Raw genomic sequence first — 14043 nt, 5'->3', positions numbered from 1 at the left:
GTCATCGCAGGCCCATGCGGATGCGCGGATCGAGCCAGACCAGGATCAGGTCCGAGATCAGCATGCCGACGAGGGTCAGGGCCGCGACGAACATCAGGATGAACCCGGCCATGAACTGGTCCTGGCTGCGCAGGGCCTCGAGGAGCAGCGGCCCGACGGTCGGCAGGCTGAGCACCAGGGAGACCAGCACCGAACCCGAGACGAGGTGCGGCAGCAGGTTGCCGATATCCGCCACGAACGGGTTCAGCGACATCCGGAACGGGTATTTCAGCAGCGCCTGCAGGGGCGGCAGACCCTTGGCGCGGGCGGTGACGGTGTAGGGCTTGGCCAGTTCGTCGAGCAGGTTAGCGCGCATGCGCCGGATCATGGCCGCGGTCCCGCCGAGGCCGATCACCAGCGTCGGCACGATCAGGTGCGCCATGAGCGAGCGGAGCTTCTCCCAGGTCCAGGGCTGGTTGGTGAGGGCCGAATCGTAGAGCCCCCCGATCGACAGCCCGAACCACCGGTTGGCGTAGAACAGCAGGATCAGGGCGAGCAGGAAGCCCGGCACCGCGAGGCCGACATAGCCGAGCAGGGTGACGACGGCGTCGCCGAACGTGTTGCGGTGCGTCGCGGAGTAGATTGCCGCCGGGATCGCTACGAGGTGGACGAACACCACCGCCGTCAGGTTGATCAGCAGGGTGAGCCACAGGGCGTCGCCGACGACGTCCGCCACCGGCTTGTCGTACTCGAACGACCAGCCCCAGTCGCCCTGAAGCAGCCCCGAGAACCCGACCGACCCGGGCAGCACGCCGATCCACATCAGGTATTGCTGCCAGACCGGCCGGTCGAGCCCGTACTGCTTGATGAGCAGCTCGGCCTTCGCCACGGAACTGGCGTCGCCGGTGGCCCGCAGCTCCATGATCCGGTTGGTCAGGTAGTCACCGGGCGGCAGCTTGATGATCACGAAGACGAGGGCCGAGATGACCAGCAGCGTCACCGCCATGGTGACGACGCGGCGAAGGATCTGGGCGATCACTGGGCCTCCGCGCGCTTGTCGGCGCCAGACTCGGCGCCCTTGTCCCAGAACAGCTCGTCGAGGCGCTGCACGCCGATCATCGCGGTGGGCTCCCAGGAATAGAGGGCGCGCTTCGGGAGGTTGATCAGGCGATCGGCGCCGACCACCGGCTGGAGCGCGCCCGCCACCGTGCCGATCACCCACGTGTTGCGCGCGTGGTTCATCAGCATCTCGCGCCAGATCGCGGCCTGCCGGCCGGCATCGTCGGTGTGGCGCCACTCCCGATCGAGCTCGATGAGGCGTTGGACTTCCGGGACGTCGCAGGGCTCGCCGCTCTTGCCGCGGCTCTCGACGTTCATGCTCCACAACGGCCAGGAATAGTGCTCCGGCTGGGCCGGGCTCAGCTCGGTCGGCGGCATGATCGCGGTCGGGACGGCCAGATCGAGGCCCTGGGCGGCCACCATGACGGTGACACCCGCGATGGAGCGCCGGTGCAGGTTCGTGCGCTCCTGCGGCTTGGTGATCAGGCGGATGCCGACCTCGCGCCAGAATTCCGTGATGAGGAGCAGCGCGTCGAGCACCATCTCGGCTTCGCCGTCGCTCTCCACCACCAGCTCCAGCGCGCGCCCGCCGGGCAGCAGCCGGGTGCCGGACCCGTCGCGGGCCGTCAGCCCGATCTCGTCCAGCAGCTTGGCGGCCCGGGCCGGGTCGTAGGACGCGTGGAGGGTCCGCATCTCGGGCTCGAACAGCGCGCTCTCCGGCACGATCGTGTCGTTGCCCTCGGTACCCAGGCCGAACAGGAGCGTGTTGTTCAGGGTGCGCCGATCGATGGCGAGCGACAGGGCGTGCCGGTAACGCACGTCGCGGTTGAGCTGCCGCCACGCCGGATCCGTCGTGGTGAGGTTGGGGTAGAGCGCGATCTCCGAGCCGCGGGCCACGGGCCACAGGTTGGTGCGATAGCGATGCGCCGCCTCACCCTCCTTGAGACTCGGGATATCGGGCATCATCAGGCCGCGGAACATCAGGTCCGCCTCGCCTGCGTTGGTCTTGGCGACCAGGAGGCCCTGGGAGGCCACGTCCATCACGATCGTGTCGACGTAGGGCAGCTGCGTACCAGCCGTGTCGACCCGGTGGTAGCTGCGGTTGCGCTCGAACCGGAACCGGGTGGCCGGCGAGCGGGTCCGCGGCACCCAGCCCTGCAGGGTTGGGCAGTCCGGGTTGTTCAGCTCGTAATTGTCGTCGAGACGATTGTGCAGGGCCGCCCAGCTGCGGAGCTTGAGCGCCTTGGCCTTCGCGTCGGCCGCATCCTTCCCGATGTAGCGGGCGTGATACGGCTTGAGGTAGTGCGACGGCCGGTAGATCAGCGGGTCGCGCGGCGCCGCCAGGGCCGGCAGGAACATCGGGTTCGGCCGATCCCAACTGTAGCGGACGGTGACCGGATCGAGGAACTCGACCGTCGGCAGCTTGCCGTCCACGCGGAAGAAGGCCGGCGGCCCGTCGGGGCTCAGCGCCTTCTCGTTGGCGACATCCTCCCAGTAGTAGCGGAAATCCTCCGTGGTGAACGGGTGCCCGTCCGACCAGCGGTGGCCCTGGCGAAGCGTGAAGGTGAAGCGGCCGCCCTCGACATCGACGCGCTCCAGCACGTCGGGCCGCAGGTTGAGATCGGCATCGTAGCCGATGAGGCGGGTGTAGCCGTAGACCGACAGGTAGCGGACGTCCCGTGCCTTGGCGATCAGGGTCCGGATCGTGCCGCCGGCGCTGCCGAGGCGGCGTCCGTGGGCGGCGAGGTCGGCCACGTAAGGGGTGGCCGGCAGCCCGGGCGCGTCGGCCGGCGGGGTGTCGGCGAAGGCCCGCGACGGCGCACGCGCCCAGATCGCCGCGGCGCCGAGCCCGGCGAGGAGGGCGCGGCGGGACACGGTACCGTCCCCTTCGTTCCGGTGCGGGAGAGCGGACGGGACGACGTCCCCCGGGCCCCAGGTCGTCATGGGCTGCCCCGCAACGTCACGGAGGTGAGCCGGGCGGGCGAGTAGCCGGTCGCCCTGTGCAGGTCGTCGAACGCGTGGGACCGGGCGATCAGCCCGGCGGCCTGCCGCACCAGGACGTCGTCGGCCGGCTGCTCGAAGTGGCGGCCGTTCCGCGTCCAGCGGATCGGCTCCGGGCTCCGCTCGGGCCCGGTGATCATCGCGATGGTCGGATGCGCGGGGCCACCATGGGCGTGGATCCGGTGCCCGGCCGCGTCGTCGTCGAAGAGCAGTCGGGTCAGCCCGCGGGCCTGCGCCTCGACGACCCGCCGGCCCTGCGCGACGTGGTCGTCGAAGAACGCCACCGTCCGCGCCGGGTCGAGCACAGCCCAGTCGGCGGTCGACCAGTCGGCGGTGCTGTAGCGCGCCTGCCGGTCGCGGTACTGGAGGCCCGACAGGTCCGGATCGTGGCAGAAGATCCGCGCCCGCGGGCGGGCCTGCCGGATCACCCAGGTGGTGAGGCCTCGGAAGACGCCCGATTCGATCACGAAGTCGGGCCGCAGCGCGCGCATGGCGACGTAGAGCTGCAGCGCACCGTTGAAGCCGCTACCGCCGCGCCGCTGCCGGACGGGGGCTGTCGGAATCAGATCCCAGAACGCCCGGACGTGCCCGAGCACGTCGCCGTCGGGGACGAGGCCGGCGGCGGCGAGATCGCGTTCCAGGATGGCGGCTGCCGATTCGAGCAGGGTCGCCACCTCGCGCGGCGAGGTCGGCCGGTGACACCAGTCGGGGGCGGCCGGGACGAGGTCGTAGCCCAGGCGGTCGAAGAAGGGCGACAGCACCTTGCGGCGCAGGCGCTCCAGCATCACGGGCGGCCGGGCCTGCATCACGCGGCCTCCGCCCTGGGGGCGGCGCCGAAGCGCACCCGGTGGCCGGTCTCGACCGCGCGCATCGCGCCGGCCTCGTCGGGAGCCAGGCGGAAGGGCTCCTCCCAGCGGGTCGGGTCGTTGCGGTCGGCGGCGACGGCCGCGAAATCCAGGGGATGGTCCAGGCTCGGATCGGGCACGGCGGCGAGCAGCGCCCGCGTGTAGGGATGGACGGGCCGGCGGAACAGGGCCGCGCGCGGCGCCTCCTCGACGATGCGGCCCCGGCACATCACGCTGATGGTGTCCGCCATGTAGTCGATCACTGCCAGATTGTGGGAAACGATGAGGTAGGAGAGGCCCAGGGCGGCCTGGAGGTCCTTGAGCAGGTTCAGGATCTGCGCCTGGACCGAGACGTCGAGGGCCGAGACCGGCTCGTCAAGCACCAGCAGCCGCGGCTTCGGGGCCAGCGCCCGGGCGATGCCGATGCGCTGCCGCTGCCCGCCCGAGAAGGCGTGCGGGTAGCGGCCGAGACCGCTCGGCTCCAGGCCGACCATGGCCATCAGGGCGCGGCAGCGCTCCCGCCGCTCCGCCGCCGGGACCCCGTGGATCTCCATCGGCTCCGACAGGATCTGCCGGACGGTCATGCGCGGGTCGAGGGACGCGTAGGGGTCCTGAAACACGAACTGGACCGTGCGGCGGTACGCGAAGAGGGCGTCGCCGTTCAGAGCGTGGACGTCCCGCGGGCCGCTGCCGTCGTCGAACAGGATCCGCCCGGAATCGGGCCGGAGCGCCCGCATGATCATCTTCGAGACCGTGGTCTTACCCGACCCGGACTCGCCGACGAGCCCCAGCGTCTGGCCCGCCGCGAGGCTCAAGGACACGTCGGACACGGCGTGGACGATCCGCGGCTTCTGCCACAGCCGACCGGCGCGCAGCGTGAAGTTCTTGCTCACCCCCTCTACCTGCAGGATCGGCCCGGCCAGCGGCGCGGGCGTCTGGCCGGGCGGGATCTCGGCCTTGGCCGGGCGGATCGGCGTCAGCCGCTCGCCGGGCGCCATATCGAATCGCGGCACGGCGTGGAGGAGCGCGCGGAGATAGGCGTGGCCCGGCGCGCGCATCACCGTGTCGCGCGGGCCCGCCTCCACCAGGCGGCCGCGGTAGAGGACGGCCACGTCGTGGGCGATGTTGGCGACCACGCCGAGATCGTGGGTGATCAGCAGGATCGCCATCCCGGTCTCGTCCTGGAGCCGGGCCAGCAGGGCGAGGATCTGGGCCTGCGTGGTGACGTCGAGGGCGGTGGTCGGCTCGTCGGCGACCAGGAGCGCGGGTTTCAGGATCAGCGCCATGGCGATCATGGCGCGCTGGCGCAGGCCGCCGGACAGCTCGAACGGGTAGGTCCGCAGGGCGCGATGCGGGTCGGGGAAGCCGACCCGGGCGAGAGCCTCCTCGGTCCGGGCATCGGCCTCCTTGCGGTCCGCCCCGGTATGGATCCGCAGCGCCTCGCCGATCTGGTCGCCCACCGTGTGGAGGGGTGACAGGCAGGTCATCGGCTCCTGGAAGATCATCGCGATGCGCTGGCCGCGTATCGCCCGCATCGTCTCGCCCTCGGACGGGAGTCGCGCGATGTCGGTCTCGGTCTCGCCGTCCCGGAACAGGATCCGGCCGCGGGTGATGGCGGCGGCGGGCGGCAGGATCCGCAGGATCGCCTGCGCGGTCACCGACTTGCCCGAGCCGGACTCGCCGACCAGCGCGAGGGTCCGGCCGCGGTGGACGTCGAGGGACAGGCCGTGCAGGGCCTCGAATTGACCGCTCTCCGTGCGGAACGCGACCGCGAGGTCGCGGATGGACAATAGCGGGCTCAACCCGTCCTCGCGATCTGTGAGACCTGAGACTTAGATACCGCCGGCCCCATGTCCATCGCGGCCGCGCCGAAGTGTCCCCGAAGATCCAAGACCTGTATCGCCGGATGCCGCAGGAGCTTGTCCACCAGCGCGCCGACGAAGTCCCAGACGGCCTCATCGTGGATGCGGTGGTGGGTGAGAAGGCCGAGCGGCCGCTCCGGCGCGCCGGCGATGTCGGCGGCGAGGCCGCGCAGCAGGCAGTCGGGATCGATCAGGCCCCGGGTACCACGCCAGTCGATCGGGTCGAGGGTGGCGTCGAGGCGGAGCAGCCCCGGGATCGGCGGACCCGGCACGGCCGAGAGGCCGCGATAGCCGAGATCCGGGAGGGCGGCGGCGAGGTCGGGCGCGACGCGGTTCCACGGCGGCACGAAAACCGGCAGCAGCGACGCCTCCGGCAGCCGCTGCCGGGCGATTTGCAGGCCGGCAGCGGCGTCGGCCATCAGGGCCTCGAGGGGCCGGTGCGCGCCGAACTCCGCCCGCTTCTCGCCCGGCGGGGCATGATTGCGATGGGCGCGGCCGTGGACGGCGACCGAGACGCCGGCAGCCGTTTCGAGCCGCCGCGAGAGGGAGGACTCGATCTTGGTCGGAATCGCGGCGAGGAGCAGCGGGACGCCGTGCCCTGCGGCGAGAGCGACGAGCCGGTCGAGTCGCGGACCGCCCGCGACCGCGTCGTCGTCGCGCCAGAACAGCCGAACGCGCTGGCCCCGCGCCGCGACGGCATCGAGGGCGCTGTGGACGGCGTCGAAGGCCGGATCCGCTGCCGGGAGGCGGCCGCGCCGCCCGCGCTCGCCCGCGTGCAGGGCCTCGGCCAGCGCGACCGTACGCGCGGCGCCGTCCAGATCGATCCTGTGGTCCCCGGGCGCAGGGAGGGCACTTTGCGACGCGATGGCCCGCACCAGGCTCTCGGGCGTCAGCGCCGATTCGGGCAGCACCCGGGCGAGTCGCCGGGCGGCGAGGCGCTCGGCACGCAGGCGCTGCTCGGTCTCGCCGCCGGCCTCGAAGGGTACCAGGACGGCAGGTGTCCGGGTAACGAGGAGATCGACGGCCGTGTTGTAGCCGCACTGGCTGACCGAGACGGCGGCGCCGGACAGGAGGGCGCGATAGTCGGGTCGGGCGCGACCGAGGATGCCGGGCTCCAGACCGTGGCCGATCTGGGACAGCGCCGCCTCGGGCACGCCGTGGCCGGCCAGGATCCGCCAGCCGAGATCCGGCCGCTGCCGGGCCGCATCGGCGGCCGCACGCAGCAGGACGAACCCCGCCGGCCCGGATCCGGCGGCGACCAGCACGCCGGAGCGGTGCGAGGCCGGCGCTGGAGCGGTCCCCTCATCCACGTATCCGGTGTAGCGGACCTTCGCGGCGGTCGCCGCGTCGAGGGGCCACGAGGCCTCGAGCGGGATGAGCGCCGGATCGCCGTGGACCAGCACGGCGTCGTAGAGGTCCGCAACCCGCGCGTGCGACTCGGCGATGCGCTGCGGCTTGGTCGAGGCCACGAGGACGTCGCGCACGGAGGCGAGGACGAGCGGGCGCCGCCGCAGGGCGCGAGCCGCGTCCACCAATGCCATGAACTCGGGCGCCAGGGCGCGCCGGCCGAACGGGAACAGCTCGGTGACGACCGCGTCCGGCCCGAAGGCTGCCAGAGCCTCGATCATCAGGCTGCGGCGGCGCTCGAGCAGTGCCGGCCCGGCCGGGTGTCCGTCGGGGTCCAGCAGCGTCGAGAAATCCGTGCCGGCGATCCGGAGCGGCGGCAGCTGCACGAGGCGCAGGCCGTCGGAGCGGACCATCGGTGCCGGGACGCCGCCCGAGACCAGCATCGTCTCGTGGCCGGCCGCCGCGAAGGCGCGGGCGATGGCGGCCGAACGGGTGAGGTGCCCCGCGCCGAGCAGATGCGTGACCGCGATCAGGACGCGCACGCGGTCAGCTCCGGTTCGTGAGCGGCCGCGTCCTGCGGCAGACCCGCGGAGGCGCGCAGCCGGCCGGCGATCAGCGCGATCGCCGCTTCCGCGGAGAAGTCCTGCACGAGCCGGGCCAAGGCCGCCGCGCCGAGCCGCTGGCGGTAGCCAGGATCGCCCGCGAGACGGGTGAGAGCGTCGGCGAGCGCCGCCGGCTCGCCGGGCGGGACCAGGACGCCGTGGACCCCGTCGGTGATGAACTCCGGCGTGCCGGCGAAGGCGGTCGCCAGGATCGGGAGCGCCTGACTCGCGGCCTCCATCAGCACGTTCGGCAGGCCGTCTCGGTCGCCGCCAGGCGCGGGCTTCGTCGGCAGGACGAAGAGGTCGGCCGCGCGCATGGCCTCGATCACCGCGGGCTGCGCCAGCGCGCCGCGGAAACGGACCCGCTCCGCGAGGCCGCCGGCAGCGATCCGGGCCTCCAGGGCGTCGCGGAGGTCGCCGCCGCCGATCAGGTCGAGCCGCCAGTGCAGGTGCGCGGGCAGGGCGGCGAGAGCGTCGATGAGGTCGTCGTGCCCCTTCTTGGCGACCATGCGACCGACGCAGAGGAGCCGGAGGGCGCGGTCCGGATCCGTCCCGTCGCGCAACTCGCGCGGCGGCGGCGGTGCCGGAAAGCGAGTCAGGTCGAGCCCGTGATAGGCGAGCTGCGTCCGGCCCGGCGCGAGGGCCTGCAGGCGGGCGAGCCCGTCGCGGGTGCAGGTCACGCCCCATTCGGCGTCGCGCAGCTTCTCGGTCAGCTCCCAGTCGGGCGTCGTCCAGATGTCCTTGGCGTGCGCCGAGAAGCTCCACCGGCGCCCGGTCAGGAGCGCGGCGTAGCGGGCAACGCTGGCGGGCGTGTGGAGGAAGTGCACGTGGATATGGGCGACCTCGGCCGGCAATTCCCGGGCGAGGACCAGTGCCTGCCCGAGGCGCCGCAGCCGCGACGCCGTCGGGTCGCGCCGGAGATCGCGGGCGAACAGCGCCAGCAGCGCGGGCAGGTTCGGCCGGCGGAGTGCCGCGCCCAGCCCGCGAAGCACCCGCAGCGGCGCGTCGCGCAGGTATTCGGGCAGGTAGGCAGCGCCGGCGCGGATCTGCGCGTGCATCGGGTGGCGCGCCCGGTCGGTCGGGCGCCGGAGCGACCAGATCTCGAGGGCCAGGCCGGACCGTTCCAGCGCCAGCAACTCCTGGGCGATGAAGGTCTCGGAGAGCCGCGGGTAGCCCTTCAGCACCACGGCGACCCGCTTGGCGCTCACGAATAGGCCTGCAGGCACGGGCGGGCTGCGGCGTCCGCGCCGCCGCGCGCGGTGAGCGCCCTGACGCGGCGCGCGACCGCGTCGAGGCCGTCGAGCAGACCCGGCACCAGCACCCGCGACGGCGGGTCCTGTCCCGGCAAGTCGCGGAGTGCCGTCGCCATGCGCGCCGGCGCCCGGCCTTCCGCCTCCATCAGCACCCGCGCGAGGCCGAGCCGCTCGGCCGCGAGCGCCCGGATCGCCTGCTCCCGCCGCGGCTCGGTCCGGGGCACGAGGACCGCCCGGCGGTCAAAGGACAGGATCTCGCAGAAGGTGTTGTAGCCCCCCATAGCGACCACGCCGGTGGCCTTGCGCATCAGGAACTCGATCTCGCTGTCGAAGGTGATGGCCGCGATCCGGTCGCCGAGGCGGCGGATGCGCGCCGCGAACCCGTCCCGGGTCCCGGCATCGAGGAAGGGACCGAAGGCGATGAGCGCGGGGAGGGGAATCGCGGGATCGGCCTCGTAGGCGGCGATCACCCAGTCGATCAGGGCTGCCCCGTCGCCGCCACCGCCCGGCGTCACCAGGATGAAGGGGCCGTCGGCCACCGGCGGCTCCTCGCGGCCAGCGCGGCGTTCCGGGAGCTCCCGGCGAAGATAGCCGGTGTAGATCAGGCGCGCGTCGATGCGGGCGGCCATGTCGGGCTCCATCGGCAGCGCCGCCAGGGGCTCGTGGATGCGGCTCAGCCCGTAGACCCAGATCTCGTCGTAGAATCGCGCCATCGTCTCGGCCGCACCCTTGCGCTCCCATTCGGGGACGAGGCGGTCGGCGTCGTCGAGGACGTCGCGCAGGCCCAGGACGAGGCGGATGTCGCGTTCGGCGGCCTGCTCCAGCACAGGCAGCAGCTCGCCGTGGAAGCCGGCCGGTTCCTTGTCGACGATGATCAGGTCGGGCCGAAAGGCGGCGCAGGCCTGGGCGATGATCGCGGAGCGCTGCTCGACGGTGCGCGCCAGCGGGGTCGCGCCGTCCAGGCTGGCATAGCCGCCGTCGGCGAACTTGGTCACCGGCGGCAGCCGGACCGTGCGAACGCCCGGCGCGAAGGCGAAGCGGTCGACCACCGGCGAGCCCGAGACGATCATCGCCCGGGCGCTGCGGTTGCTCGCCACGATCGCGTTGGCGATCGCCCGCGAGCGGCGCAGATGCCCGAGCCCGAAGGTATCGTGGCTGTAGATCAGGACGCGCGGGGCCGATGACGGCTCGTCCAGTCGCATCGATGTGATCGCCCCGGTTGACGGCGCGAGGATCGCAGCCGCCGCCCTCTTGCACAAGCCGGGCCGGGCCGCAAACACCCCTGTTAACGGGCCCGGAACCGCGCGCGCCTAGGCTGTCGCGGAATCCGGTCGCGGAAATCCTCCGTCATGCCTGCGCCCATCGAGACCCGCGCGCCGGGCCCACCGACCGCACGCGCCGCCGCGCTCTGGTCAGATCTCGCCGATCTCCTGAGCAGCGACGCCCGTCTGTCCGCGTTCGCCAGGCGGGCGGCCTGGGTGCTGGTCCCGTTCGGCCTCGCCATGGTCCTTCTGGTCTACGGCACCGGCCCGGAGCCGCAACGCAACTGGTACGGCGACCCGCTCGGCAACGATTTCGTCCAGGTCTGGGTGGCGGGCCGTTCGGCACTGGTAGGTCGTGGAGCTGAGCCCTACGACCTGCCGGTGCATCTGGCGAACCTGAAGGCGGCCTGCGGTCAGGAATGTCGGTTCGCCTGGCACTATCCGCCGGTGTTCCTCCTGCCGGCGGCCGCGATGGCGCTGCTGGACTTGCGGCCGGCCTACCTGCTCTGGACCGCGCTCTCCCTCGCCCTGTTCGCCCTCGCGATGCGGGTAGCGGCCGGCCGGCGGGACGCGGCCGTCGTCGCGCTCGCGCACCCGCTGGTGCTCTGCAACCTCGCCTACGGCCAGAACGGCCTGTTCACCGCGTCGCTGCTCACCCTCGGCGCGGTCCTCGCCGATCGCCGCCCGTGGCTGGCCGGGCTCTGCTTCGGCCTGCTGGCCTACAAGCCGCACTTCGCGGCGCTGGCCCCCATGCTCCTGCTGGTGACGGGGCGGCGAGACTGCTTGGCCGCCTGCGTTTCGACGGTGCTGGCCCTCTGCCTCGCGTCCCTCGCGCTGTTCGGGACGGCGCCCTGGATCGGCTTCTTCGGAACGCTGGGGGATACGAACCGGATCATCCTGCAGAACGCGGCGGCGGGCCTCGACCTCAATGCCAGCGCGTTCGGAGCGGTGCGCCTGCTCGGCGGGCCGATGGCCGTCGCCTGGACGGCGCAGGGCATCGTCGCCGCGTTGGCGCTCGGCCTCGCCTGCCGCGCCTGGTGCCGGCCCACCGACCCGACGCTCCGGGCGGCCGCGCTCGTCGTCTCCGCGCCGCTGCTGTCGCCCTACCTCCCGGTCTACGACCTGGCGCCCCTCGTGCCGGCCGCGCTCCTGCTGGCGCTCGCCGCGCACCGGGCCGGCGGCTTGCGGCCGCACGAGCGGGCCCTCCTGTGCGCTGTGCCGCTCTTCGCGGTCGTCCGAGAGGCGGCGGGGCTGACCGGATTCCCGCTCGGCCTTGTGCTGAGCCTCGCGACGTTCGCCTGCGTCGCCGGACGCGTCCGGCCGTGGAGCGCCGCCCCGGGCCGGCAGCCATCCGGGACCGGCGGCCTCGACGTCCGCACTCTCACCGCGCCAGCGGCCGCGGGATCCGGAACGGCAGCATGAGCCGCACCATCGGGTTTCGGAACCGGTCGAGCGACAGGCTCTCGTGCATGGCCCGCACCGGCTCGCCGCAGAGCGTCGAGGCGAGCAGCGAGCGGGCGTAGAACGGCGTGTCCTCGTAGGTCGCGAGCACCCGCGATCGGCCGCCGTCGCTGCGGGTCTCCCGCGGCATCCGCCAGAAGCGCGTCGCCGGAAGCGTCGCGCCGGGCGGAGGCCGGATCTCGCGGCGGCTGCCGTCAGCGGAGAACCTGAGCGATAGGTTCTGACCGCCGCCGTCGCGGTGATGCACGTCGTACAGGATCGCCGCGCCGTCCGGCAGATCGGCCCGGCACCATGTCCATCGCGCGAACGCGGCCTCCAGGGGCTCGTCGCCGTCGTTGGTGTCGAAGTAGCCGCTGCCGCTCCAGCGGAGGTCCGGCTGGTCGAAGTCGACCTCGACCCGCGAGGACGGCGACATCGGCCACCAGCGGTGGCGGCCAGCCCGGTCGAGATGGAACGGGCCCCCCGTGAACCCGCGCGGCTCGAGGCGCACCGTGCCGCGGATCCTGCGGGGCAGGGGAGCTCCGCGCTCGTCGATCCGCACCGTCAGCGCGGTGCCGTCCCAGTGCATGGCACTGGGTCCGACGGCGATGTGGTCGGCGCTGCGCGACAGGCTGGCGGCGCGGCGCTCGGTCATGGCGAAGCGGCCGCGGTCGCCGTAGAGCACCACGTTCATGGCGCAGTGGGCGAAGGGGTCCTTCTCGGCGCTCCAGGCGTAGTAGGGCGAGAACACGCTGCCGATGAAGGCGATGATCGTGAGGCCCTGGCGGCCGTCGTCGCTCACCGCATCGACGTACCACCACGCGTAGCCGCCCCGCGCGACCGCGCCATCGAATCGCGGTCGTCCAGGATCGCTGCCGCTGCCAGCCGCCCCGACTGCGCCGCCATCGGCACGCCCGGACCCGGATGGATCGAGCCCCCCGCGAGGTACAGGCCCGGCAGCGCCGTCCGCGCGCCCGCGCGCTTGAAAGTCGTCGCCCAGCCCTGCGCCGCCCGTCCGTAGAGGGCCCCGCCCGTCCCGGGGAAGAGGGCGTCGAAGTCCCGCGGCGTCGTCGTGACCGCCGACCACGTGAAGTCCAGGGTGAGCCCGCAGGCCTCCAGCCGGCGGAACAGGTTCCTCTCGCATCTCTCGGTCTCCGGCGGCGTGAGCGGTCGCTCCCGGCCGTCCGCCGGAGCGTTGACGAGCAGGAGCAGACGTTCCGGCCCCTGGGGCGCGGCACCCGCCGCGTCCCGGTCCTGGGCACAGACGTAAACGGTGGGGTCGTCGGGCAGGCGACGGGCGCGCAGGAGCGTGTCGAACTCGGCCCGGTAGTCGCGCGAGAAGAAGACCGTGTGGTGCGCCAGAGGGAAACCCGCGGACTCCGCCTCCGCGCAGATCGTGACGGCGGAGAGGGAGCGCTCGCCGGGCGCGAGCCGCTCGCCGGCCGCGGCGGCCTCGGGCCCGAGCAGGCCCGCACCCAGGGCCGCGCAGTCCGCGTTGCAGACGACGTGGTCGGCGGCCACCGTCGCGCCGTCCGTCAGGCGCACGCCAGTGACCCGGCCGCCGTCCGTGAGGATCCGCGCGACCTCCGCGCCGTAGCGGAAGGTCGCGCCCCGCTCGACGGCCAGATCGGCCACCGCCCGCGCGAGGCCGCTGAGTCCCCCCGCGACGGTCCAGACGCCGGCCTGCTCGACATGGGCGACGAGCATCAGCGTCGCCGGCGCGGTGAAGGGCGAGGCGCCGCAATAGGTGGCGTAGCGGCCGAACAGCTGGCGCAGCCGCGGGTCGCGGAAATACGCGCCCAGCGCCGACCAGAGGGTCGCGAAGGGCTGGATCCGCCAGAGATCGCCGAGGCCCGACAGCCCGACCCGCTGCGCGAGGCCGGCGGGCCCAGTCCGGCCTTCGCGGATGAACGGACCCTCGAGGGTGCGGTAGACCTCGGCCGACCGGGCACAGAAGCGCCGGTAGCCCTCCGCCTCGCGCGGTCCCGCGAGGGCCGCGATCGCGTCCGCCGTCGCGTCGATATCGGCGAAGAGGTCCAAACGCTCGTCCCGGCTCCACGCGTGGCGGGCGAGGAGCCGCGCCGGTGCCAGGGCGACGCGGTCGCCGAGCTCGGCGCCGCACTCGGCGAACAGCTCGTCGAAGACCCAGCGCATCGTGAACACGGTCGGACCGGCCTCGACGGCGCGATCTCCGACCGGGACGGCGCGCATCTTCCCGCCGGGATGCGGCGCGCGCTCGAGAACCGTCGTGTCGATACCGGCATGGGCGAGCCGCAGGGCGGCGGCGAGGCCACCGATCCCGGCACCGATCACGACGACGCGCTCCTGCGCCACGGCCGCTCCGAACTCCCCCGACCACGGGATTGATCTCGCCTCGCCGAAGTGTCAATAAG

The 14043-nt window shown here is 73.1% G+C and carries 10 protein-coding genes; 1 reads left to right on the top strand and 9 read right to left on the bottom strand.

Translation table 11 applies throughout. The features are described from left to right. Nucleotide 1: 1 nt before the first annotated feature. From J3A75_RS19635 to J3A75_RS19605, 7 genes are read right to left on the bottom strand one after another with little or no spacing between them, the layout of a single operon-like run. On the bottom strand, nt 2-1018 hold the full coding sequence (locus J3A75_RS19635) for an ABC transporter permease (RefSeq protein WP_012319784.1): 1017 nt from the start codon (nt 1016-1018) through the stop codon (nt 2-4). Further along, on the bottom strand, nt 1015-2982 hold the full coding sequence (locus J3A75_RS19630; protein ID WP_070999729.1) for an ABC transporter substrate-binding protein: 1968 nt from the start codon (nt 2980-2982) through the stop codon (nt 1015-1017). The genes J3A75_RS19635 and J3A75_RS19630 overlap by 4 nt, the downstream gene beginning before the upstream one ends. Continuing rightward, a complete protein-coding gene (locus J3A75_RS19625; protein ID WP_209650694.1) occupies nt 2979-3845 on the bottom strand; it encodes a hypothetical protein in 867 nt (288 codons plus the stop codon). Before J3A75_RS19625 ends, J3A75_RS19630 begins: the two co-directional genes overlap by 4 nt. Continuing rightward, nucleotides 3845-5686, bottom strand: a complete 1842-nt coding sequence (locus tag J3A75_RS19620) for an ABC transporter ATP-binding protein (protein WP_070999727.1) — start codon at nt 5684-5686, stop codon at nt 3845-3847. The genes J3A75_RS19625 and J3A75_RS19620 overlap by 1 nt, the downstream gene beginning before the upstream one ends. Next, complete coding sequence (locus J3A75_RS19615) at nt 5683-7635, bottom strand: glycosyltransferase (protein ID WP_070999725.1); 1953 nt, start codon at nt 7633-7635, stop codon at nt 5683-5685. Before J3A75_RS19615 ends, J3A75_RS19620 begins: the two co-directional genes overlap by 4 nt. Next, on the bottom strand, nt 7623-8903 hold the full coding sequence (locus J3A75_RS19610; RefSeq protein WP_076729732.1) for a glycosyltransferase family 4 protein: 1281 nt from the start codon (nt 8901-8903) through the stop codon (nt 7623-7625). The genes J3A75_RS19615 and J3A75_RS19610 overlap by 13 nt, the downstream gene beginning before the upstream one ends. Then, nucleotides 8900-10150 (bottom strand): glycosyltransferase family protein, encoded by a 1251-nt coding sequence (locus J3A75_RS19605; protein WP_012319778.1) that lies wholly within the window; start codon nt 10148-10150, stop codon nt 8900-8902. The genes J3A75_RS19610 and J3A75_RS19605 overlap by 4 nt, the downstream gene beginning before the upstream one ends. Nucleotides 10151-10297: 147 nt before the next feature. On the opposite strand from J3A75_RS19605, the gene J3A75_RS19600 reads away from it, so the two are divergent. Further along, nucleotides 10298-11632, top strand: a complete 1335-nt coding sequence (locus J3A75_RS19600) for a glycosyltransferase family 87 protein (RefSeq protein WP_070999721.1) — start codon at nt 10298-10300, stop codon at nt 11630-11632. Here J3A75_RS19600 and J3A75_RS19595 read toward each other — a convergent pair. After that, on the bottom strand, nt 11592-12452 hold the full coding sequence (locus tag J3A75_RS19595; RefSeq protein WP_029357447.1) for a carotenoid 1,2-hydratase: 861 nt from the start codon (nt 12450-12452) through the stop codon (nt 11592-11594). The genes J3A75_RS19600 and J3A75_RS19595 overlap by 41 nt on opposite strands. After that, on the bottom strand, nt 12449-13984 hold the full coding sequence (gene crtD / locus J3A75_RS19590; protein WP_209650693.1) for a 1-hydroxycarotenoid 3,4-desaturase CrtD: 1536 nt from the start codon (nt 13982-13984) through the stop codon (nt 12449-12451). Before crtD ends, J3A75_RS19595 begins: the two co-directional genes overlap by 4 nt. Nucleotides 13985-14043 lie beyond the last annotated feature (59 nt).

The organism is Methylobacterium sp. PvP105 (assembly GCF_017876975.1).
In the GTDB taxonomy this organism is placed as follows: Bacteria; Pseudomonadota; Alphaproteobacteria; order Rhizobiales; family Beijerinckiaceae; genus Methylobacterium; species Methylobacterium radiotolerans.
This window is presented reverse-complemented; position numbering and strand designations above follow the sequence as displayed.

What these genes read in the sequence shown, in the direction of transcription:
- J3A75_RS19630 (WP_070999729.1), bottom strand. Translation starts at nt 2,982, where the DNA reads ATGACGACCTGGGGCCCGGGGGACGTCGTCCCGTCCGCTCTCCCGCAC.
- J3A75_RS19625 (WP_209650694.1), bottom strand. Translation starts at nt 3,845, where the DNA reads ATGCAGGCCCGGCCGCCCGTGATGCTGGAGCGCCTGCGCCGCAAGGTG.
- J3A75_RS19605 (WP_012319778.1), bottom strand. Translation starts at nt 10,150, where the DNA reads ATGCGACTGGACGAGCCGTCATCGGCCCCGCGCGTCCTGATCTACAGC.
- J3A75_RS19600 (WP_070999721.1), top strand. Translation starts at nt 10,298, where the DNA reads ATGCCTGCGCCCATCGAGACCCGCGCGCCGGGCCCACCGACCGCACGC.